General features: G+C 74.2%; 19 protein-coding genes and 1 tRNA gene. 10 read left to right on the forward strand and 10 right to left on the reverse strand.

Annotation, left to right across the window (positions count from 1 at the left end; translation table 11 throughout):
• The first annotated feature begins 249 nt into the window (after positions 1-249).
• The 5 genes from DMH08_RS25390 to DMH08_RS25410 all read left to right on the forward strand — a co-directional run bounded on the left by DMH08_RS25390 (position 250) and on the right by DMH08_RS25410 (position 5377).
• Positions 250-639, forward strand: coding sequence for a hypothetical protein (locus DMH08_RS25390; RefSeq protein WP_125618234.1), 390 nt, complete (start codon positions 250-252; stop codon positions 637-639).
• A 2-nt stretch (positions 640-641) separates the two neighbouring features.
• Entirely contained in the window at positions 642-1532 is an 891-nt protein-coding gene (locus DMH08_RS25395) for an ATP-binding cassette domain-containing protein (protein WP_026400842.1), read from the forward strand.
• On the forward strand, positions 1529-3121 hold the full coding sequence (locus DMH08_RS25400) for a hypothetical protein (RefSeq protein ID WP_125618236.1): 1593 nt from the start codon (positions 1529-1531) through the stop codon (positions 3119-3121). The genes DMH08_RS25395 and DMH08_RS25400 overlap by 4 nt, the downstream gene beginning before the upstream one ends.
• 79 nt (positions 3122-3200) lie before the next feature.
• Complete coding sequence (locus DMH08_RS25405) at positions 3201-4733, forward strand: hypothetical protein (RefSeq protein WP_125618238.1); 1533 nt, start codon at positions 3201-3203, stop codon at positions 4731-4733.
• The gene (locus tag DMH08_RS25410) at positions 4730-5377 is read left to right on the forward strand and encodes an NUDIX hydrolase (protein ID WP_125618240.1); all 648 of its coding nucleotides are present in this window, start codon (positions 4730-4732) and stop codon (positions 5375-5377) included. The genes DMH08_RS25405 and DMH08_RS25410 overlap by 4 nt, the downstream gene beginning before the upstream one ends.
• 3 nt (positions 5378-5380) lie before the next feature.
• On the opposite strand, the gene DMH08_RS25415 is transcribed toward DMH08_RS25410, so the two are convergent.
• Positions 5381-6139 carry a TetR/AcrR family transcriptional regulator gene (locus DMH08_RS25415; RefSeq protein ID WP_026400839.1) on the reverse strand — a complete coding sequence of 253 codons (759 nt, stop codon included), beginning with the start codon at positions 6137-6139 and terminating at the stop codon, positions 5381-5383.
• Positions 6140-6202: 63 nt separating this feature from the next.
• On the opposite strand from DMH08_RS25415, the gene DMH08_RS25420 reads away from it, so the two are divergent.
• Both DMH08_RS25420 and DMH08_RS25425 read left to right on the forward strand, forming a co-directional pair.
• A complete protein-coding gene (locus tag DMH08_RS25420) occupies positions 6203-7078 on the forward strand; it encodes an ATP-binding cassette domain-containing protein (protein ID WP_125618244.1) in 876 nt (291 codons plus the stop codon).
• Complete coding sequence (locus tag DMH08_RS25425) at positions 7075-7896, forward strand: ABC transporter permease (protein WP_125618246.1); 822 nt, start codon at positions 7075-7077, stop codon at positions 7894-7896. Before DMH08_RS25420 ends, DMH08_RS25425 begins: the two co-directional genes overlap by 4 nt.
• Before the next feature lie 6 nt (positions 7897-7902).
• Here the strand turns inward: DMH08_RS25425 and DMH08_RS25430 are convergent, their stop codons facing one another.
• Positions 7903-8457, reverse strand: coding sequence for a hypothetical protein (locus DMH08_RS25430; RefSeq protein ID WP_026400837.1), 555 nt, complete (start codon positions 8455-8457; stop codon positions 7903-7905).
• A gap of 162 nt (positions 8458-8619) precedes the next feature.
• On the opposite strand from DMH08_RS25430, the gene DMH08_RS25435 reads away from it, so the two are divergent.
• Positions 8620-9237 (forward strand): hypothetical protein, encoded by a 618-nt coding sequence (locus DMH08_RS25435; protein WP_125618248.1) that lies wholly within the window; start codon positions 8620-8622, stop codon positions 9235-9237.
• Here the strand turns inward: DMH08_RS25435 and DMH08_RS25440 are convergent.
• From DMH08_RS25440 to DMH08_RS25455, 4 genes are all read right to left on the reverse strand, one after another.
• Positions 9225-10280: a hypothetical protein gene (locus DMH08_RS25440; protein WP_125618250.1), complete on the reverse strand. Its 1056-nt coding sequence runs from the start codon at positions 10278-10280 to the stop codon at positions 9225-9227. The two genes, DMH08_RS25435 and DMH08_RS25440, sit on opposite strands and share 13 nt — an antisense overlap.
• Before the next feature lie 288 nt (positions 10281-10568).
• Positions 10569-10644: transfer RNA gene (locus DMH08_RS25445), tRNA-His, on the reverse strand.
• A 53-nt stretch (positions 10645-10697) separates the two neighbouring features.
• On the reverse strand, positions 10698-11291 hold the full coding sequence (gene orn / locus DMH08_RS25450; protein WP_026400836.1) for an oligoribonuclease: 594 nt from the start codon (positions 11289-11291) through the stop codon (positions 10698-10700).
• Positions 11292-11336: 45 nt separating this feature from the next.
• On the reverse strand, positions 11337-11984 hold the full coding sequence (locus DMH08_RS25455; protein ID WP_026400835.1) for a pyridoxamine 5'-phosphate oxidase family protein: 648 nt from the start codon (positions 11982-11984) through the stop codon (positions 11337-11339).
• 69 nt (positions 11985-12053) lie between these two features.
• Between DMH08_RS25455 and pdxR the strand changes: the two genes are divergently transcribed.
• Complete coding sequence (gene pdxR, locus DMH08_RS25460) at positions 12054-13397, forward strand: MocR-like pyridoxine biosynthesis transcription factor PdxR (protein ID WP_233617798.1); 1344 nt, start codon at positions 12054-12056, stop codon at positions 13395-13397.
• Here the strand turns inward: pdxR and DMH08_RS25465 are convergent.
• Positions 13394-14032: a hypothetical protein gene (locus DMH08_RS25465; RefSeq protein ID WP_199748002.1), complete on the reverse strand. Its 639-nt coding sequence runs from the start codon at positions 14030-14032 to the stop codon at positions 13394-13396. The genes pdxR and DMH08_RS25465 overlap by 4 nt on opposite strands.
• Positions 14033-14462: 430 nt before the next feature.
• Between DMH08_RS25465 and DMH08_RS25470 the strand changes: the two genes are divergently transcribed.
• Entirely contained in the window at positions 14463-15566 is a 1104-nt protein-coding gene (locus DMH08_RS25470) for a phosphotransferase family protein (RefSeq protein WP_125618251.1), read from the forward strand.
• A gap of 13 nt (positions 15567-15579) precedes the next feature.
• Here DMH08_RS25470 and DMH08_RS25475 read toward each other — a convergent pair whose 3' ends face one another.
• From DMH08_RS25475 to DMH08_RS25485, 3 genes are all read right to left on the reverse strand, one after another.
• Positions 15580-17058, reverse strand: coding sequence for an RNA polymerase sigma factor (locus tag DMH08_RS25475; RefSeq protein WP_026400832.1), 1479 nt, complete (start codon positions 17056-17058; stop codon positions 15580-15582).
• A 224-nt stretch (positions 17059-17282) separates the two neighbouring features.
• Positions 17283-18866 carry a sigma factor gene (locus DMH08_RS25480; protein WP_158642397.1) on the reverse strand — a complete coding sequence of 528 codons (1584 nt, stop codon included), beginning with the start codon at positions 18864-18866 and terminating at the stop codon, positions 17283-17285.
• Between the two features lie 261 nt (positions 18867-19127).
• The gene (locus tag DMH08_RS25485) at positions 19128-21497 is read right to left on the reverse strand and encodes a substrate-binding domain-containing protein (RefSeq protein ID WP_125618255.1); all 2370 of its coding nucleotides are present in this window, start codon (positions 21495-21497) and stop codon (positions 19128-19130) included.
• Between the last annotated feature and the right edge of the window lie 98 nt (positions 21498-21595).

The following is a 21595-nucleotide window of genomic DNA, read 5'->3' on the forward strand; positions in this document are numbered from 1 at the left end:
ACGTTCGTCAGCGCCTCGAGCACCAGCCGGTACGCCGTCCCGTCCGCCTCGCGCGAGAGGCGTCCGGGCGCACGGCGGGACGCTGGCGGCCGGGCCCGACGGGGACGGCTGGTCGGTCGTGTGCGTGCTGCCCGCCGTCCGGGCCCGGGACTGACTCCGGGATCTCTGCCGAACGGGAGATGTGGCGGCCCCCGTGCAAGCCGGAGCCTTGTGGAGTGCTGATCGGCTCGGCACTTCAGGAGGGTTTCGATGGTTTCACGAAAGACCGGCCCGCTCGCGGTGTTCGCGCTCGTGGTGGCGGCGGCCGGGGCCACCGGGGGCTGCATCGCGGACGCCGACAAGGCCGACCCGGTGAGCCGGACGTTCGCGTTCGCCGGGATGACGCTGGACGTGCGGGCGCACGACGTCCCGACGGACGTGGTCGCGGCCGACCGGCGAGATGTCGAGGTCACCCGCTGGTTCGACGACCGGAGCCCCTGGTCGGACGCGTGGTGGCGGCTCGAGGGCGGCGCCCTCGAGATGGACGCGACCTGCACCGGCTTCGCGAACTGCGACGCGCGGTTCCGGGTCGAGGTGCCCCGGGGCGTCCGGGTGCTGCGCGACGGGGAGCCGACGGACCTGCGCGGGCCGGGGGAGTGACGGTGTTCGAACTGCTGGACGTGACGAAGGTGTACCGGGGCGGCAAGCGGGCCGTGGACGGCGTGACGCTGCGGCTCGGCCCGGGACTGGTCGGGCTGCTCGGCCCGAACGGCGCGGGCAAGTCGTCGCTGATGCGGATCGCCGCGACCGTGACCCGCCCGACGTCGGGGCGGGTGCTGTTCGAGGGCGCCGACGCGGTCGCCGACCCGGACGCGCTGCGGCGGAACCTCGGCTACCTGCCGCAGGACTTCGGTGTCTACCCGAACCTGACGGCGCGCGAGTTCCTCGGGTACCTGGCGGCGGCGAAGGGGCTGTCGCGGCGCTCGGCGCGGGCCCGCATCGACGAGCTGCTGGAGACGGTGAACCTCACCGGGGCGGCGAAGCGGCCGCTCGGCGGCTACTCCGGCGGCATGCTGCGCCGCGTCGGCATCGCGCAGGCGCTGCTCGCCGACCCGAAGGTGATCGTCGTGGACGAGCCGACGGCGGGCCTCGACCCGCAGGAGCGGGCGCGGTTCCGCGCGATGCTCGCCGACCTCGCCGCCGACCGGGTGGTCATGCTGTCGACGCACATCGTCTCCGACGTCGAGGCGGCGGCGTCCGACATCGCGATCGTCGCGGCGGGGCGGCTGCTGCGCCGGGGCCCGGCGGAGGAGCTGATCCGGTCGCAGCGGGGCCGCGTGTGGGAACTGCTCGTGTCGCCGCCGGAGGCCGACGCGCTCCGCGCGCGGTACCCGGTCGGCCGGATGGCGCGGACGGCGAACGGCGTCCACCTGCGGGTCGTCGCGGACGCGCCGCCCGGCCCCGGCGCGTCGCCCGCCGAGCCCGACCTCGAGGACGTGTACCTCGGGCTGCTGCACGCACCGGCGGGCTTCGCGGCGGGAGGCGTCCGATGACGCTCCGCGCGATCGGCGGGACGGCCCTCGGCGACGTCCGCGACCGGGTGCGCCGCCCCGCCTACGCGGTGACGCTGCTGGCGGCGGTCGGCCTCGGCTACCTGGCGGTCCCGGACCCCGGCGGGCGCCTGGTGATCATGTACATCGGGGAGCACCGCGGCGTCTACGGCAGCGCCTACGTCGGGACGGCGACGGCGCTGGCGAGCGCGCTGTGGCTGACGCTCGGCGGCTTCTACGTCGTGCGGGGCGCGGTGGGCCGCGACGAGCGCACCGGGGTGGGGCGGCTGCTCGCCGCGTCGCCGCTGCGCACCGCCGCCTACCTGGCCGGGAAGTGGCTGGCGAACGCGATGGTGCTCGGCTCGATGGTGGCCGTCCTCGCGGTGACGGCGGCGGTGATGCAGGTCGCGCGGGGCGAGGACCGGTGGGTCGACCCCGTCGCGCTGCTCGTCCCGTTCGCCGTGATCGCGCTGCCGGCGGTGGCCGTCACGGCCGCGGCGGCGCTGCTGTCGGAGACGGTCCCCGTGCTGCGGGGCGGCGTCGGGAACGTCGGCTGGTTCTTCGTGTGGATGGCCGGCGTCCTCGCGGGCGTGTCCGAGCGCGCCCCGTTCGACCTGCTCGGCGCCCGGCACGTCGTCGACGGCCTGCGCGCCACGATGGTCGAGCGGGGCCTGTGGCGGTCCGGGTACTCGTTCAGCCTCGGCCTGACGGAGGTGCCCGAGCCGCTGGAGGCGTTCCCGTGGGACGGCTTCGCGCTCACGCCCGGGTTCCTCGCCGGGCGCGCGTCCCTCACGCTGGCGGCCGTCGTCGCGGCGCTGCTGCCCGCCCTCTGGTTCGCCCGGTTCGACCCCGCCCGCGGACGTCCCCGCCGGGGGTTGGCGGAGGCCCTGCGCGGGGCCGCCGGCGCGGCTCCGGTGCGGGAGCCGGCCCCCGAACCCGCGTACGCCTACCGCGGGCTGCCCGCCGCCGCGCCCGTCCGCGGGGGGACGTTCGGCAGGCTGCTCGCGGGCGAGCTGGCGCTCGTCCTGCGGGACGCGAACCGGTGGTGGTGGCTGGTCGCGGCGGGCCTGTCGGCGGCCGCGCTCGCCGTCCCGTCCGACGCGGTCGCGCCGGTCGCCCTGCCGCTGGCCTGGGTGTGGCCGGTCCTGCTGTGGTCGCGGCTCGGCACCCGCCCCCGGCTCGCCGGCGTCGAGGGGCTCCTCGGCGCGTACCCGTCCCCGGTCCGGCGGCTGCTCGCCGAGTGGACGGCCGGGTTCGCGGTCACGGTGCTGCTGGGGCTCGCCCCGCTGGCCCGCATGGTCGCGGCCGCCGACACGGACGGGGCGTCCGCCTGGCTCGGGGGCGCGCTGCTGATCCCGTCGCTGGCGCTGGCCGCCGGGCGGGTGAGCCGCACGCCGCGCGTGTTCCAGGCCGTCTACCCGCCGCTGTGGTACGGGGCGTTCAACGGCCTCGCGCCGCTGGACTTCCTGGGCGCCGCTCCCGGCGGCCCGCCCCCGCCGCTCGTCGCGGGCCTGGCCGCGGCGCTCCTCGCGGCCGCCGTCCTCACCGCCGCCGTCCGTCCCGTGCCGCGCCGGGCCGCACGCGCCGCATGACTCTTGCGGCGGATACCGAACCATGTGGATCATTCACGGCGTCTGATGAGGAACAGGACCGTCGACTGAGGAGCCGTACATGGTCGCGCACCACGAAGGGGACGTCTCCTTCGAGCAACTCGGCGCCGGCGACCTCGCCGGGACGATCACCGCCGTGCCGCAGTCGCTGGACAACCACTGGCTGGACGACGAGCTGCTCGCCAGGGCGCTGCGGGCCGGGCGGGTCACCGGGGCGATCGCCGCCGAGCAGCGGCGCCGGGCGCGGCGCGAGTACCTGCGGGCGCTGCTGAACACCGAGAAGGTCATCGTCAACCGGGCGTACCTGTACAACAGTGCGATCGTGTACCGGGACTTCGTCCGGGACGGCCTCGACCGGAAGGCGTTCCGCGCCCTGCTGGCCGACGGGACGATCATCCCGTTCCTCATGGACGAGACGTCGCCCGTCCCGCGGACCGCCCCGGCGTTCGACGTGACCGAGGGGTTCGAGGGGTGGCGGGCCGTCGCGGAGACCACCCCCATGTCGTGCCTCCGCCTCGCCTGGGACGACTCGGCGTACTCGGAGCTCGTCCTGCAGATGAGCGACGGCTTCGAGAACTTCCTCACCCGGCTCGGGAAGTTCCGCGCGCCGTCCCTGCGGCGCGACCTCGGGCTGGGCGAGGAGGAGGCCGACGCGGTGTGCGGCCACCTCAGGGAGGTGGCCGCGTGGGCGTTCGAGCGCACCAACAGCGGGATCCCGGTGACCCGGCAGATGCTCTACGAGCGGTTCATCGTCGGTGAGGGCGGCGACGTCGCGGCCCGCGAGTACGACCGGAACCTGCCGCACGTCGCGCCGCTGAAGCAGCTGCTCGACCTGAAGTACAGCACGAACCTCGCCGACGCGATCGACGTGTACGCCATCACCCCCGGCGGGTCGCCGCGCCGCACGGCGCTGCAGGAGGGCATCGCCGACCGGTCGCGGACCGGGCGGCGGGCCCTCGCCGGCACCGACGCCGACCAGGTCGTCCGGATGATCCGCGACCTGACCTTCGAGAGCGTGCAGGGCCTGCTGGAGCGGGTGCCGAGCCTCGACCGGCTGACCCTGGCGGACATCCGCGAGGTGCGCGCGGAACGCGAGTGGCGGGTGTACCGCGACACCTTCGCCGGGCTGCTCGGCACCGCCTCCGTGGAGGACGTCGCGTCCGACGCGGGCGGCGCCGCCGCGGTCACCGGCGCGTACGTCGCGATGCTGGAGAAGGCCGAGGAGATCCACGCCGCCAACTGGCAGGACGGCGCCGGCCGCCGGTTCCGGGGGCTGGCGGAGCTGGCCATCGACATCGGCGCGGTGACGATCAACGTGGTCTACATGAACGACCACGCGATCGGGTACGAGGTCGTCGGCGACGCCGCGGCGATGGCGCTCGGCCGGGCCGCGCGCGTCACCGTCCGGCTCGGGCTCGGCCGGCTGCTGGAGTCCCGGGCCCGCCACCGCATCGAGAACACCGCGCAGATCATGGACTTGCGAATGGACGATCCCGCCCGCGAGGCACAGAAGATCATCGACTGGCTCGCGGCGCACGGCACCCGGATCGACCCGGCGCAGAACGGGGCCGACCAGTCGCGCGAGGCGGAGTGAGCGACGACCCGGCCGCCGCGTACGAGCGCCTCCGGCGGGAGCGGCCGGAGGCGTTCGCCGAACCGCCCGGCGCGCCCGTGCGGCTCCTGCCGTCCGCGCCGGCCGGCGGCGGCCCGTACGGCGTCCGCTACCGCGACCCCTACATCACCGTCGTGCGCGACGCGGTGGAGTTCCCGGACGGCTCCGTCGGCGGCCACGTCCGCATCCTGCCGACGGCGGGCGGCGCGGGCGCCGCCGTCCTCCCCGTGTGCGGCGACCGGGTCGTCCTCGTCCGGCACTTCCGCCATGCGACCCGGCGGTGGCACTGGGAGATCCCCCGGGGCTTCGCCTGCCCGGGCGAGTCCGCGGCGGACACGGCCCGGCGCGAACTCCGCGAGGAGATCGGGGCGACCGCGCGCGACCTGACGCCGCTGGGGCGGGTCCACGCCGACACCGGCATCACGGGCGGCGCGGCCGACCTGTTCTGGGCGCGCGTCGACGCGCCCCGCCGCGCCGCCGCCTACGAGGGCATCGAGAGCGTCGCCCTGTTCGACCCCCGCGCCCTCGACGACCTCCAGGACGACGGCGAACTGACCGACTCGTTCACGCTGGCGGCGCTGCTCGGCGCCCGGCGCCGGTCGCTGCCCCCGTTCGTCCGGCCGTGACGGCTACTCCCGGCCGCGGCGTTCGAGGGACTCCAGGCCGGCGATGAGCAGGTCGAGGCCGAAGGCGTACTCGGCGTCCACGCCCTCGGGGTCGTCCGGGTGCGCGGGGGCGTCGACGATGTAGCCCCCGGCGGCCATGACCCCGGCGATGTGCGGGAAGCGGTCGGGGGTGATGGCGCGGCGCAGCATCTCCACCCCTTCCGGCGTGGCGACGACGCCGCCCTCGGCCGCGAGCGACCGCTCCAGCTCCACCATCGCGGCGACGTGCTGGGAGATGAGGAGGATGGCGCCGACCTTCTCGCCGTCGGACAGGTCGAGGCCCGCCATCGCCGCGAGCCCGAGGTCGGCGGTGCGGATCGTGCGGGGCATGAGGACGGCGGTCTGCCCGCGCGGGAGTTCGAGCGCCCAGGGGTGGGCGCGGTAGGCGTCCCGGACCAGGTCCGCCCACACCCGCAGGGCGTCGCGCCAGTCATCCGGCAGCTCGACCTTCTCGGGCATGGTGACCGCGGCGTCCTGCATGAGGCGCAGGAGCTCGTCCTTGCTGGACACGTACCGGTAGAGCGACATGGTGGTGAAGTCGAGCGACTTCGCCACCGCCTGCATGGTCACGGCCCCGAGCCCGTGCGCGTCGGCGATCTCGATCGCGGCGGCCACGATCCGCTCGTGCGTCAGCCCCCGGCTCGGGCCGCGCTGCGGGACGTCGTGCACGCCCCAGGCGATCGCGACGGCGCGCGGCAGGCCGGTCTCGGTGGTCTCTCCCATGGTCCCGATGCTCTCACCTCCGCATCTGTGTACGTCATAAACGGTGTATGTCATACTCAGTGTATGCGATACACAGAACATCTCGTCGAGCTCGACGGGCTCACCAAGGGCTTCGGGAAGCACGACGTGCTCAAGGGCCTCGACCTGCGGCTCCCCCCGGGCGTCCACGCCCTCCTCGGCCCCAACGGCGCGGGCAAGACCACGCTGGTCAACATCCTGTCCACGCTGACGCCCTTCGACTCCGGCGCCGCCCGCGTGCTCGGCCTGGACGTCCGCCGCGACCGGAAGGAACTCCAGCGCCTGATCTCGCTGACCGGGCAGTACGCCGCCGTGGACGCCCGGCTCAGCGGGACCGAGAACCTGCTCATGATGGGGCGGCTCTTCGGCCTCTCCCGCCGCGCCGCCGCCTCCCGCGCCGCCGACCTGCTCGACCGCTTCGACCTCGCGAAGGCGGCGGGCCGGCTCGTCGGCACCTACTCCGGCGGCATGCGCCGCAAGCTCGATATCGCGGTGAGCCTCATCGCCCACCCCCGGCTGATCTTCCTCGACGAGCCCACCACCGGCCTGGACACCCGCAGCCGGCGGGCGCTGTGGGACGAGATCACCGCGCTCGCCTCCGGCGGCACGTCGATCTTCCTCACCACCCAGTACCTCGAGGAGGCCGACGTCCTCGCCGAGCGGATCCTGGTCCTGAACGGCGGCCGCATCGTCGCCGACGGCACCGCGTCCCAGCTCAAGGAGCGCGTGGGCGGCTCGACCATCCAGGTGCACGACGGCCACGGCCGCGTCGTCGAGGAGATCCCCACCCGGGGCTCCGCCGCCGAGGTCTCCCGGCACCTCGCCGCCCTGGCCGCCGCACGTCCCGACGTCCAGGTCACCGTCCGCCGCCCCACCCTCGACGAGGTGTTCCTCCAGCTCACCGGAAAGAAGGCAGCATGACCGCCACGCACGTGACCGCGCCGCCCGTCGCGCCTGCCCGCGGCGCCGGCTTCCTCACCGGCCTGCACGTCTTCACCGTCCGCAGCCTCCGGCACTCCTTCCGGGACGGCGAGTCCCTGCTGATGGCCGTGCTGCTGCCCGTCATGCTGATGCTGGTCTTCACCTACGTCCTCGGCGGCGCGATGGACGTCGGCGGGGGCGGCGGGCGCGAGGCGTACCTGTCGTTCGTCATGCCGGCGATCGCGCTGACCGCCGCGGGCTTCGGCGCGTCCTACACGTCCGTCGTGGTCAGCAACGACATGACCACCGGGTTCATGAACCGGCTGCGCACGATGCCGTTCCCGTCCGTGACCGTGCTCCTCGGCCACACGGCGTCCTCGATGGTGCGCAACATGCTGGCGACCGCGGTGGTGATCCTCGCGGGCTTCGCCGTCGGCTTCCGGACCGACGCGAGCGTCCCGCGGTTCTTCGCCGCCGTGGGCCTCATCGCCGTCTGGATCCTGATGATCACGTGCGTGTTCGCGATGCTCGGGATGCTGGCGGGGTCGGCCGAGGCCGCGAACGGCTACGGCTTCGTCCTGCTCTTCCTGCCCTACGTGTCGAGCGGCTTCGCGCGCGTCGAGACCATGCCGTCCTGGCTGCGCCCCGTCGCCGAGCACCAGCCGATGACACCGATCATCGACGCGTCCCGCGCGCTGATGAACGGCCACGCCCCGGGCTCGGACGCCTGGATCGGCCTGCTGTGGTGCACGGTCCTGATGGCCCTCGCGATCTGGCTGACCGCCGTCGTCTTCCCCCGCAAGATCGCCCGCACCTGACCGGCCTCACCCGTCGCCGCCCCCCGGGGGCCGCGCCAGCGCCACGGCGACCGGCAGGCACACGACCACGGCCCCGCCGCCGACCAGGAGCCGGCGGGGCCAAGGGTTCCCGCGCCGCTCCTCCCAGACGTGCGCCTCGACGGCGTCCGTCCGGCCCCGTGGGTCGTACCGGACCGGGACGAGCCCGTCCGCGTCCCTCGTCAGCCGGTCGGTCGTGAGGTCGGCGGACCGCCCGTCCGGACACCGCAGCCGCCACCGGACGGCGTTCTCGCCGGGCGGCGGCAGCCGCCGCTCGAAGCGGCACGCGGCGTCGACACCGTGCTCGCGCAGCAGCCGGGTGTTGAACTCCAGCGACAGCCCCACCCCGAACGCGAGCCCCGCGAACACACCGACGAATGCCGCGGCGCACCCTGCGGAGGACTCGTCGCCGACGTACCAGAACGTCCCGCCTCCGCACACCAGCCCCCCGGCGACGACGATGAACATACCGAGCGAGTCCCGCCCGAGCCCCTCATCCACCCACGCCCCGAACGCCCCGACCAGCAGCGTCCCTCCGATCACCAGCAAAGCCCGCTTAACGGCCCTCAAAACCACCCGAAGACCCTAATCCGCCCACCCGCCCGAAACCAGCACAGTAAGCGACCGGCATTGGGCCGCCGGGTGCCGTGTGATCGAGACACCCTGACGGTGGCTGTTGGAGAGCCCGGAGCGAAGGTGGGAGGGTTGAATCCCGCGCCGCGCCGATACAACGATTCGAGGACGGCGGTCATGATCAGTGAGGTCGACCTTCTCCGGCCGGCCGACGGTGCCCCGGCCGGGGAGACGGCGGGATGGGCGGCGCCGGTGGCGCGGCTGGCGCAAATCCCCGGGCACTGCCTCACGGTACGGTTCCGTGGCGAGCCCGTGACGGTGGTCGCCGAACTCGATGAGGCCGGGGTCGCGCGGCGTCAGGAACCTCCCGTGACGGACGCGGCGCACCTGGAGTTGCTGACCGGAATCGGTGCGGCACCACGGTGGCCTCGTCCGGTCCGGCTCAACGCGGTGATCACCCATCGCAAGGACCCGGTCCGCGCCGTGCGGAGGGCGTCGCGCTGGGCCTCCTACGCCTCCCGGATCGCGGTCGCCCCGGCCGCGCGCGTGGACGACCGGGCGCTGGTCGGGGCGCACGCGCGCGGCGTATGGGTCGTCGGCTACGAGGAGGACCGGCCGTCGCCCTTCCGGCTGGCGGCCCACGGGGAGGACGGCCCCTCAGCCGGGTCCGAACGCGGCCTGGGGCACCGCCTGCTGGACGAGCTGATCTGGGACGCGCTCCAGAATTTGGGGCACGATCAACCGATGTGATCTTCCGCGTCCGCCCAGTGCTGCAAGGCTCGGGGCACGTTGAGCGCGACCGGTCCCGCGCTCAGTTCGAGGTGGTGCCGCACGGCGGTCCCGCACATGTTCCGCCAGGCGTTCCGGCGGGCTCGTCCCGCCGGATGAGCCATGATCGCTCGCCGTGCGTCCAGAAGGGCGGCGATGTTGTGCCGCCGGATCTCCTCAGGCAACGCGTGGTCCAGCCGGTCCAGCCGCCGGCCCTGGCAAACCCGGCACGTGCACCGCCATCTGTCGTCCTCGGGGGCGGCGGCGACGGAGTCATAGATCTTGTCGGTGTGATGCAGGGCGAGCCCGGCGGGCCAGAGCGCCGCCTCTCGCCTCTGCCCGAAGCCTCCGCCGCCGTCCTTGACCGGATACAGGTGACGCAGGCTCGATGTGTTGCCGAACGCCGCTGCGACCGCGCCGTGGGCGAGCAGCCCCAGGGCGCTCACGTCGCAGCGCAGGGCCAGGAGCTTGATGCCCGATCGCAGCAGCGACAGCACGCCGGAAAAGATCCGGCGGACGCCCATGGGATCGTTCTGGTGCTCGAGGATGATCGCAACCGGTGCGGTGGCCCCTTCCAGCGCCGTCAGCAGCGTTCGCAGCCCCGTCCCGTACAGCCACTGATCGGTCAACGGCAGCAGTATGAGTCCGTTTTCGATGTCGCCGGCGTGCCGCACCAGTGATCGGAGTCCGCGGACATCGCCCGCGGCGACGTATCCCGCGTCGGGCACGATCAAAGGCAGTTCGAGTTCACGCTGCCGGTGGAGCCAATTGAGGTCGAACTGTGCCGATGCAGGACGGCGGTTCTTGCCCTTGTATGCCTGGCGGTCCACCAGGATCGGCGCGGTGCAGCCCTTGTCCTTCAGGAAGGTCGCGCTTTTCCATGCCTGGTCTCCGCTGATGACCAGGCCGCTGCCCGGAGCACCGACCGCATCGCGCAGGGAGGTCGCTTCTGACTGGTCGACCTGCATCAGCAGGGTGTCGGTCAGGGTTTCGAGCCGGGCGATGGACTGGGTGGGGTCTGCCACGTTCACTCCCCGGGGCGTCGTCTGTAACCGATCGTAAGCGACTCACCGGACACAGAGGAAAGTCGACAGGAAAAACGGTGGCGTGGGTTGAAGTGTTCCCGTCGCGGAAGATATGGCGCCGTATCCATCGTGCGAGTTAGCCGGTTAATCCGGCTTTCCTGTTTATTGCTTTATGGGTCGGCCGATTGTAGAGACTTCTGCTCGCTGCTCGGGTGGGCCCACGCTGCGGCGACTCACACCGGACGCAGAGAAGCCCTGGTCGCCTTCTCGGTGACCAGGGCTTCTGCCTGGGGTGAGTGAGGGGACTTGAACCCCCGACATCTTGGACCACAACCAAGTGCTCTGCCAGCTGAGCTACACCCACCGTGGCCGGAACTCGTCCGGCTCCAAGTAGTGTAGCGGGTCCGCGGGAGTGGGTCAGCCGGAGACCTCGGCGGCGATGGCGCGGGCGGTCTCGGAGTCGGGGCCCGGCTGGGGGACGAAGACCGCGGCGCGGTAGTAGCGCAGCTCCTGGATGCTCTCGGTGATGTCGGCGAGGGCGCGGTGGCCGCCCTTCTTCTCCGGGCTGGCGAAGTACGCGCGGGGGTACCAGCGGCGGGACAGCTCCTTGATGGAGGAGACGTCGACCATGCGGTAGTGCAGGTGGGCGTCGAGGGCGGGCATGTCCCGGGCGAGGAACGACCGGTCGGTGGCGATCGAGTTGCCGCACAGGGGGGCCTTGTTGGCGTCCTTGACGTGCCCGCGGACGTAGTCGAGGACGGTCTTCTCCGCCTCGGCGAGCGTGACGCCGCCGGGGAGGACGTCGAGCAGGCCGGAGGCGGTGTGCATGTCCCGGACGACCTTGGTCATCTGCGTGACGGCCTCCGGCGGGGGCTTGATCACGATGTCGACGCCCTCGTCCAGGATGTTCAGCTCGCTGTCGGTCACCAGCGCGGCTATCTCGATCAGGGCGTCCTTGCGCAGGTCGAGCCCCGTCATCTCACAATCCACCCATACGAGCCGCTCGTTCATGGCCTTCACCTTACGACCATGCGCGAGCACGCGGGGCATCGAGTGTCAGGACGCCGTCCGGGACGCGATGTGCGGCGGGGGCTCGATGCCGGGACGCAGGGTCGGGTCGGGGACCGGGGGCAGGAACGTCCGGCGGACGGGCACGACGCCGGCCCACACGTCGAGGGCGAGGTCCTCGGGGTCGTCCGCGGGCGGCCCCTGCCGGATCTTGACGGACGCCTCGGCGAGGGGGAGGGCGAGGACGGTCGTGGCCGCGAGCTCCTTGCGGGTGGGGCGGCGGGCGGTGTCCCACTGGCCGGGCGCGAGGTTCTCGGTGATGGCGCGGAGGCCGGTGAGCTTGTCGTCGCCGTCGAGGACGGTCGGGGTGCCGTAGACGACCGCGCTGCGGTAGTTCAGCGAGTGGTGGAACAGGGAGCGGGCGACGACGACGCCGTCGAGGTGGGTGACGGTGACGCAGACGTCGCGGGACGGGCCGTGCCGGAGGCTCGCGGCGCCGGAGGAGCCGTGCAGGTAGAGGGTGTCGCCGAGGCGGCCGAAGCCGGTGGGGACGACGCGCGGGGAACCGTCGACGACGACGCCGAGGTGGCAGATCAGCGCGGCGTCGAGGATCGCGTAGAGGTCGGCGCGGTCGGCGGACGAGCGTTCGGGGACGCGGCGGAGGCGGGTGCGGGGCGTCGTGGAGAGCGGGTCCATGTCCGTTTACGCTAGGTCGGCGGTGGCCTGGTCGTCAGGGCCACTCGGAGCCGAAAGGGAGAGACCACTTTGCTGCCCCTCGTCGTCGACCGGGACGCGGACGAGTCCCTGCACGCGCAGCTCGCGGGGCAGTTGCGGGGCGCGATGCGGGACGGACGGCTCGCGGCGGGGGATCGGCTGCCGGCGACGCGGGCGCTGGCGGCGCGGCTCGGGGTGAGCCGGACGGTGGTGACGGAGGCGTACGAGCAGCTGTACGCGGAGGGCTGGCTGGAGGGGCGGCACGGGTCGGGCACCTACGTCGCGGACGGCGTGACGGCCGACCCGGAGCCGGGCGCGGGACGGGTCCCGGCCGCGGAGCCCGAGCCGGAGCGGGGGGTGATCGACCTGCGGCCGGGGCTGCCGTGGGTGGGCGCGCTGGACACGCCGGCGTGGCGGCGGGCGTGGCGGCTGGCGTCCGGGGTGACGCCGCGGCGGCGGCAGGACCCGCGCGGGCTGCCGGGGCTGCGCGCGGCGCTGGCCGAGCACGTGCGCAGGAACCGCGGGGTGAGCTGCCAGGACATCCTGGTGACGCGGGGCGCGACGAACGGGCTGGACCTGCTGGCCGCGACGGTGCTGCGGCCGGGCGACCGGGTCGGCGTGGAGGACCCCGGCTACCGGCGGGCGCGGGCGGTGCTGGCGGGCCGGGGCGCCGAGCTGGTGCCGTGCCCGGTGGACGAGCACGGGCTGGTCGTCGAGGCGCTGCCGGACGACCTGCGGCTGGTGTACGCGACGCCGTCGCACCAGTTCCCGATGGGCGGGGTGCTGCCGGTGCCGCGGCGGCGGGCGCTGCTGGCGTGGGCGCGGCGGACGGGCGCGCTGATCGCCGAGGACGACTACGACGGCGAGTTCCGGTACGACGTCGCGCCGCTGCCCGCGCTGTACGGGCTCGACCCGGAGGTCGTGGTGTACCTGGGGACGACGTCGAAGATCCTCACGGTCGACATGGGGGTGGGGTGGCTGGTGGGGCGCCCCGACCTGGTCGCGGCGGTCGCGCGGCGGCGGGTGGAGCTGAACGACCGGACCGCCGTGGTGCCGCAGGAGGCGCTGCGGCTGCTGCTGGAGCGCGGGGACGTCGACCGGCACGTCCGCCGGATGAGCCGGGAGTACGCGCGGCGGCGGGCGGCGGTCGTGGGGGCGCTGGACGGGCTGCGGCTGCACGGCGACACCGCGGGCCTGCACCTGGTGGTGGACGTCCCGGGGGATCCGGCGGACGTCGCGGCGCGGGCGGCGGCGCGGGGCGTGCTGGTGGACACGCTGGAGGAGCACTCCGCCGGGCCGCCGGCCGCGTCCGGGCTGGTGATCGGGTACGGGACGGCGGCGGGCCCGGCGGAGCTGCGGGCGGGCTGCGCGGTGATCCGCGGGCTCGCCGGCTAGGAGCGCGCGCCGACCGGGACGGGGTCACCGGCCGGCGGGCGTGCCGGGCCGGGGAGCGGCGCCGTGCGGGTCAGCAGGGACGGTTCGGGGAGCGGCGCGCGCGGCCGGGGGATGGGCGCGACGGGCGTGTCCGGACCGGTGATGCGGCGGATGTCGATGCCGCCCGGGTCGGGGCGCTCGGCGAGCGGGGCCTGCGAGGCGCCGAAGTGCCCGCCGCGGGCCCAGTCGCGGCGGCTGCGCTGCGAGTGGTACGACTGCGGCGACGGCAGCGGCGGTCCGGCGGGCCAGCGGCGGGCGATGTGCCAGGCGTCCAGCCAGCGCATGATGCCGTCGATGCCGGTGAGCAGCGAGCCGGTGAACGGGACGCGGGCCTGGCCGACGACCATGATCTGCAGGCAGGTGCGGCCCTCGCGGCACACGGGGGCGGCGAGCAGCCGGGCGGCGCGGGTGGCGGGGAGGAGCTGGACGACCTCGCCGGTGCCGGGATGCCAGACCAGGTGCGTCGGGCGGTCCTGCTTGGCCAGGTCGGCGGCCACGGAGCGGGCGGAGACGGAGCGGGGATCGTGGTCCCCGGTGAACCAGACGACCCGGGGCGCACCTCCCTGCATTCCTCCGCCGTCGACTCGTACGGGCATGCGTGCGGCTCCCGGCAGCCATGCGTCTGCCACGGTGCGTCCCCCCAATCGGGCCGGGGTCGGCCCCGAATGGTCTAGTCCTATTCTCATAGCCCAGCGAGACCGGAATGTCCAGCTTGCCGCCACGGGCCGGTGTCGGCGGCCGCGACGTCGCCCCGGGTGCCCACTTCACCCGGGTCGTCGTCGCTCGCGCGGCCCCCCGCGGTCCCGGAGCCCGGCGCGGTGCCGAAAAGCCGGGCGAGATTCTCATGAACCGGTCCATGCGGGGGTGAATCCGGCGCAAGTCAACACTGGCACTTGACGCTCGGTAAATCAGTGTGACGCGACGGCCGGATGTGGCCGATTAATTACGGTGAGCAAGGACATCCGACCGCGCCCAAACCCCGCGGGGGTTTACCTTCCGAACCGAGTCGCGTTCTAATAGGGCGTCATGACCGTTGACGCAGACCTTCCGGCCGGGGTCCCCGGCATCGACGTCCCCCGCCTCGCGGACTGGCTGGCCGGCGCGCTGCCCGGCGGCGGCCGGATCACCGCGATCGACCTCATCGCCGGCGGCCGCTCGAACCTCACCTACGGCATCGCGCTGGACGGCGGGGCGGACGGCGGCGGCCGCCGCATCGTGCTGCGCCGCCCGCCGCTCGGGCACGTCCAGCCCACCGCCCACGACATGGCCCGCGAGTACCGGGTGCTGAGCGCGCTCGGCGGGAAGTCGTCCGTCCCGGTGCCGCGGACGCTGGCGTTCTGCGACGACGAGGACGTCATCGGCGCCCGCTTCTACCTCATGGACTTCGTCGACGGCAAGGTCCTGCGCACCCGCGAGGACGCCGCGGGGATGAGCCCCGAGCAGGCGCGCGGGCTCAGCGAGGCGCTCGTCCGGGCGCTCGCCGCGATCCACACCGTGGACGTCGACGCCGCGGGCCTCGGTGACTTCGGCCGTCCGAACGGCTACATGGCGCGGCAGCTGAAGCGGTGGGGCAAGCAGTGGGACGGCTCGCAGGAGGCGATCCGCGCCACCGGGGCCGTCCGCGACCTGCCCGAGTACGACCGGCTCGTCGCGCGGCTCGGCGAGCGGCTGCCCGCGGACGCCCCGGCCCGGCTCGTGCACGGCGACTTCCGGCTCGACAACGCGCTGGCCCGGCTGGAGCCCGAACCGGAGATCGCGGCGGTCGTCGACTGGGAGATGTCCACGCTCGGCGACCCGCTCTCGGACCTCGGCCTGACGCTCGTGTACTGGGCGGAGGCCGCCGACGCCGAGGACGAGCTGCTGCCCGTCGGCGCGACGATCACCGCGGCGCCCGGGTTCCTCACCCGCGCCGAGTTCGCCGCCCGGTACGCCGAGCTGACCGGCTTCGACGTCGCCGACCTCGACTACTACGTCGCGTTCGCCTGCTTCAAGCTCGCGGTCATCCTCGAGGGCATCCACGCCCGGTACCTGCAGAAGGCGACCGTCGGCGAGGGCTTCGACCGGATCGGGGACGCGGTGCCGGTGCTGCTGGCCCGCGCGCACCGCGTCCTCGACACGGGCGCGTTCTGACCCGCGGGCCGCGTCAGCAGTAGGACACCGGGGCCGATCCGCCGGGGGAGAAGGAGACCGAACCGGACTTCTCCCCCCAGCACCACGAGTCCGGCCGGTACACGGCCACGGTGGCGCTCTCCCCCGGCGACAGGCGGCCGCCGCCGTTCGCGCTGACCTCGCCCGACGTCCCGGTGACGCGCCAGCTCACCGGCCCGCCGACGGCGCTGATCGTGACGGCGCAGGACTCGTCGCGGCCCATGCTGCATCCGGACACCCGCAGCGTCCCCGGCGAGGGGCGCTCGGGCGCCCGGGTGCTCGGCGGCGGCTCCGCCGGACGCGTGGACGTCGGCGTCCGCGAGGGCGTCTCGGACGGCGTCGGCGACTCCGACGGCGACGCCGACTCGGTCGGGCTCGGCGACGAGCTCGTCGGCGACGGGTCGACCGGCTTCGACTCGGTCGGGACCGGCCCGCCGGTCGCCTCGCTGATGCTCGGCTGGACGCTGATCTCCGGCAGCGCCGACGTGCCGTCGTCCTCGCCGCCGAACGCGGTGAGCGCCCCGGCGAGCACCACGACCGCGGTGATCCCCGCGCCGGCGACCGCGTACACCGGCCCGCGCTTGCGCTGCGGCTTCTCCTTCGCGCGCGTGACGGTCGGCTCGTAGGGGAGCGGCCAGCCGTACTCGTCGAACGGCTCGGTCCACGCGGCGATGGCGCGGCGGTTCCCGGCGCGGTCCTCGGCGGTCGCGGCGGTCAGCACGTCCAGCCGCAAGTCGGCGGGGATGGCGGCGATCGGCAGCACCGCCAGCAGCCGGTCCGGCGGCGGCACCTGGAGCTCCCGCGACCCGCACGCCTGGCACTCCGCGACGTGCCGGACGAGCGCCGCCGCGGCCTGCGGCGGCAGCGGCCAGGCGTCGGCGAGCCCGGCGGCCGCCGGGCAGTCCCGGAGGTGGTGCTGCGCGATCAGCGCCGCGCGGACCCCGGCGCCGAGGTCCCGGCGCGTCTGCTCGACGAGGGGGTAGACGTCCTCCAGCGGCACGCCCAGGACGCCGCACAGGTCGACCTCGTCCAGCTCGTGCCGGACGTGCAGGTCGATCGTCTCGCGCTGCCGCCCGCTCAGCGCCGCGAGCGCGCTGTGCGCGAGCTTGCGGCGCTCGTCGCGGCGCGCGAGCTGCTCGGGGGACAGGCCGTCGTCGGCCTCCGGCGCCTCCTGCCCGGTGTGGCGGTTGGGGCTGTCGCGGCGCCGCATGCACTCCTTGCGGGCGATCGCGTACAGCCAGCCGCGCAGCCGCTCCGGCTCGGTCAGCCGGTCGGCGTGCTCGCGCGCGGCGATCAGGCAGTTCCGCAGGGCCCCGGCCGCCTCGACGCGGTCGCGCAGGAGCCCGTGGCAGTAGTCGTAGAGGAACGGCGCGTAGGCGTCGTAGACCTCGGTCAGCGCGATGACGTCCCCGGCGCGCAGCGACTCCGTCAGCCGGACGGCGTCATGCTGCCCGGACCTCGGCTCACCGGCCACGGGTGTCCTCCTCGGTCGGTTTCGGTGTGTGCGATCGTGTGCCCCCGGTGAGCGCCGACGTCCGCCGGGGCGCTCTGGTTGCCCGATCTTGCCACCAAATTTCGCGGATTTCTCCCTGATGACCGAATCTTTGTGACGGGCGACGCACGCCCCGTGGCCGTTTCCGCGCCTTGATCAGGTACTACGCGCGCGGAAGTGATGTGGGTCTCATGACCGGCCGGTCGCTACCCGTCCGCGCCGCCGCCCTGCCCGTCGCCGTCGTCCCCTCCCGGGCACGTCCAGGACACCTGGACCGACGCGCCGCCGGGGGAGAACGCTACCGCGCCCGTCCCCGATCCGGGCTCCAAGCAGGACAGCGACACGCTCGCGGCGCCGCTGCCGCCGCTCGCCAGCGTGCCGCCGCCCGAGACCGAGAGCGGGGCCGACGCGCCGGCCGACCAGCGCACGGGGCCGCCGACCGCGCGCACGGGAATCGAGCACCCGTCGCCGGAGCCGCTCAGGCTGCACCCGCCGCCGTCCACCCGCAGCGACCCCGACGCCTGCCCGCCGCCGTCCGGGCCGGACGGGCGGGACGGCCGGGACGAGCGCGTCGGCGTCCGGCGCGGCGTCGCGGACCGGCTGGGCGACGCGGACGTCGCCGACGGCGTGGCCGACGGGGTCGGGGTGTCGCTCGGGGACGGCGACTCCGACGGGGACGCCGAGTTGGCGGGCGACCGCGACGGGTCGGGCGCCACGGCGGCGGTGCCGCTCGGGCCGGGACGGGCACCGAGCGGGCTCTCGTCCGACGCGTCCGGCATCATCGCGAACGCCGCGAGCACGACCAGGACCACGGCGGCCCCGGCGCCGAGGGCCGGCAGGAGCCCGCGCCGCCCGCGCCCGTCCCGCCCGTCCCCGTGCCCGGCGCCGCCGGGCGTCCCGGTGGCGGCCCCGGACGCGCCGTCGCCGGAGACGGGCCAGCCCCACTCGTCGAACGGCCCGGACCGGTCCGCGACGGCGGCGTACTCGGCGGCCATCGCCGGGTCGGTGGCCGTGGTCATCACGCGGCCGCGCAGGTCGTGCGGCATCATCGCGACCGGCAGCAGCCCCAGCAGCCGTCCCGCGGACGGGGACCGGTCGACGTGCGGCGCGCACCGCGGGCACGACCCGACGTGCCGCACGAGGTCCCGGACGGCCGCCGCCGGCAGCGGCCACGCGTCGCCGCCGCCCGCGACGCCGGCGAGGTGCGGGCAGGCGTCCGGCGCCGTGCGCAGCAGGTGGGCGGCGGCGATCGCGTCGTCCAGCCGGGCGCGGGCGGCGCCGGTCAGCTCGGCCGCCTCCGGCGCGTCCATGTCGAGGACGCCGCCGATCTCCGCGTCGTCCAGGCCGTGCCGCAGCATCAGGTCCAGCGACTCGCGCTCGCGGCCGCGCAGCACCGCCAGGGCGCCGCGCACGAGCCGGCGCGCCTCGAGGCGCCGCGCCAGCTCGTCCTCGCCGAGGAAGCCGTCCTCGACCTCGGGCGCCTCGTGCCGCTCCACCGGACGGCCGGGGTCGCCCAGCCGCCGCAGGCACTCGGCGCGGACGAGCGCGTACAGCCACGCCCGGAACAGGTGCGGCTCCCGGAGCCGCGAGATCTGCGCGTGCGCGCCGACGAGCGCGTCGTGCAGCGCCCCGGCGGCCTCGTCGCGGTCGCGCAGCAGCGCGTGGCAGTAGTCGTAGAGGCGGGCGGCGTAGCGGTCCATGACCTGGAGGAGCGCGGCGGGGTCGCCGCCCGCCAGGGCGAGGGCCGACCGTTCGTCGTCGGCGCGATCGAAGGTGGGCCATCCGGACACGAGGTCCTCCCGCGGGCTGAGAGCACGGCCGCCGTCCGCGTCGGCAGGGACGGGCGGGCCGGTGAGACAGGGGGGGGAGCGTTCGACTCTCCCGGCCGCCGAGCTCGAGGGCGTCGGCGCTGGGCCGGAGAGGAGGAAGGTAGGTCGGAGGCCCGACGGCCCCGCTCCCCGTCGGGCCTCCATATGTTCGACGGGCGACCCCGGCGCCCGGTTGACAGATCTATGCGGAAAAAGTGGAAACTACTTAACGTGTCGGAAGTGTCACGTCATGCGGCGGGAGAGCATCTGCAGGAAGATCTTCTGGATGTCCTCCGGCGTCTGCGCGACCGCCACACCGCCGCCCGTCACCTCGGCGATCTTCTCCAGCTCGTTGCGGTCGACGCCCGGACCGAACCCGATCATGTTGACCTGGATCGGCTTGTTCGGGTCGCGCATGTCCTTGAGCCGCTTGAGGGTCTCGTCCAGCGACGGGCCCTCCGCGTCGTCGTTCTTCCCGTCGGTGAGCAGCAGGATCGAGTTGCCGAACTCCGGCTTGAACGTCTCGTTCATCTTCTCGTAGGCGTCCAGCATCGTCCGGTACAGGGCCGTGTCGCCCGTCGGGTTCGGGCGCATCTTGCTCAGCATCGACAGCACCCGGTTCCGCCGCGAGTTGGACCCGATCCGCTCGCCGAGCGGCCCGATCGGCACCGCGACCTCGTAGGGCGCGCCCTCCTTCATGTTCGTGGAGAACAGCCACTGGCCCAGCTCGGTGTCGTCCGACATCATGCCGAGGCCGCCCTGCGCCACCGCGCCGATGGCCTGCAGCCGGTTGGTGTTCTCGTCGACCATCTCCGCCATCGAGCCGGACACGTCGATGAGCGTCAGCATCCGCAGGCCGAGCGTCAGCTTCGCCCACGCCTGCATGACGTTGTTGACCTCTTCGGTCTTCGGCGCCGGCAGCTGCCGCGGCCGGGCCTGGCTGACGCCGCCCTGCTCGCTGAACCCCGCCGGGGCCTTGCCGTCGGAGGTGCGGAACCCGGCCGCCTGCAGGTCCTCCTGCGTCGCGGAGTCGCCGAGCGCCTCCTCCAGCAGCTTCGCGGCCTCCCGCTCGCCGGCGTCCTGCGCGGCGACGGTGTACGGGTAGTCCATCGACAGCGTGCCCTCGATCGGGTACAGCGCCACCGCCGAGACCTTCGGGTTCTTCTGGTTGAACGACCACAGCGCCTGCTCCGACGACAGCGAGATCGGCTGCCTGCCGCCGCCCTGCCCCTTGCCGAACTGCTCGAACTGGGCGTCCACCGTCGGGACCTGGCTCTCCCGCACCGTCCGGACGATCCCGGTGAAGATCGAGTCGCGGTTGGGGTCGTTCGCCAGCAGGGTGCTCGTGACCATCAGCGAGCCCATGCCCGCCGCGTTCCGCATCGGGTCCGGGACGTAGAGCCGCACCGACCCGGCCGGGATCATCTGGTTCTTGGTGACCGCGCCGCCCGCGACGCCGCCCGCCGCCTTCAGCAGGTTGTCCCACGACGGCGTCGAGGTGACGCCGTTCTGCTGGAGCTGCTGCGCCAGCGTCGAGGGCATCCCGATCACGATGGGGCTCTTCGCCACCGACGTCGACGACGCGACCTCCGCCTTGCCGTCGTTGCGGGCCGCGCGCGACAGCCACAGCGACGAGTCCGGGATCCACACGTCCGGGCGGTCCTCGGAGTCGGCCGCCACGCCCTGCCCCGACAGCAGCGTCGCCACCGCGGAGGGCTCGGCCGACTTCACGTGCGCCTGGACGCACTTCCCGGACACCTCGTGCCCGGCGTCGTTGAACCGGCCCGCCGCCTTCACGATCACCGGCTGGATGTCGGGCGCCGCCGCGACCGACAGCGTCATCGCGTCGTCGCCCGAGCAGCCGCCGCCGCTCTGCGCGAACGCGTACACGCCGCCGCCCAGCAGCACCACCAGGCCGACCGCCCCGGCCAGCGGCCCCAGCAGCGCGCCCTTCCGCTTCTTCTTCTTGCGCTTCCGGCCGTACTCGTAGCCGCCCGACCCGCCGTACTCGCCCGAGCCGCCGTACTCGCCCGACCCGCCGGAGCCGCCGCCGTACTCACCGGACCCGCCGGAGCCGCCGCCCGCCCGTCCGCCGAAGAACCCGGACGGGGTCTCGTCGGAGCCGCGGATCGACTCGTACTCGCTGTATCCGGTGCCGGCGAGGGGCGAGCTCTCCGGGGACCGCTCCGGCGGCGTGCCGTACGGGCCGGTCCCGCCGGAAGCCGCGTAACCGCCCGAACCGGGACCGCCCTGCCGTCCGGGCTGCTCGTAGGCGCCCGAGCCGCCGCCGTACCCGCCCGTCCCGTAGCCACCGGACGAACCGGAGCCTTCGGGGCGCGCGGTGCTGTAACCCCCCGTGCCGTACCCCCCTGTGCCGTACCCCCCGGTACCGGACGGGCCGCCGTACGAGGGCTGCTCGGACGACCGCCGCGAGCCCGACCACTCGCCGGTCTCACCGGGCCGTCCCGTCCCGCCCTGCCCGGCCGGAGGGGTCTGCGGGTCCCGGGTGCCGAACCAGTCGGACGATCCGTCGTTCGCCGGTCCGAAGATGGGCTTGGACGGGTCCCACCCGTCGTCCCCCTCGGGGAAGTCACTGCGATGACGTCCGCTCATGGCTGCCCTCGATTCACCCAAAACCCGGCCGATGTTCCCCGGCACTGTAGTAGTACGACATAGAGGTTACAAAGAGCGCAAAACTGTTAATGACGCAG

The organism is Actinomadura sp. WAC 06369, assembly GCF_003947565.1.
GTDB lineage: Bacteria > Actinomycetota > Actinomycetes > Streptosporangiales > Streptosporangiaceae > Spirillospora > Spirillospora rifamycini.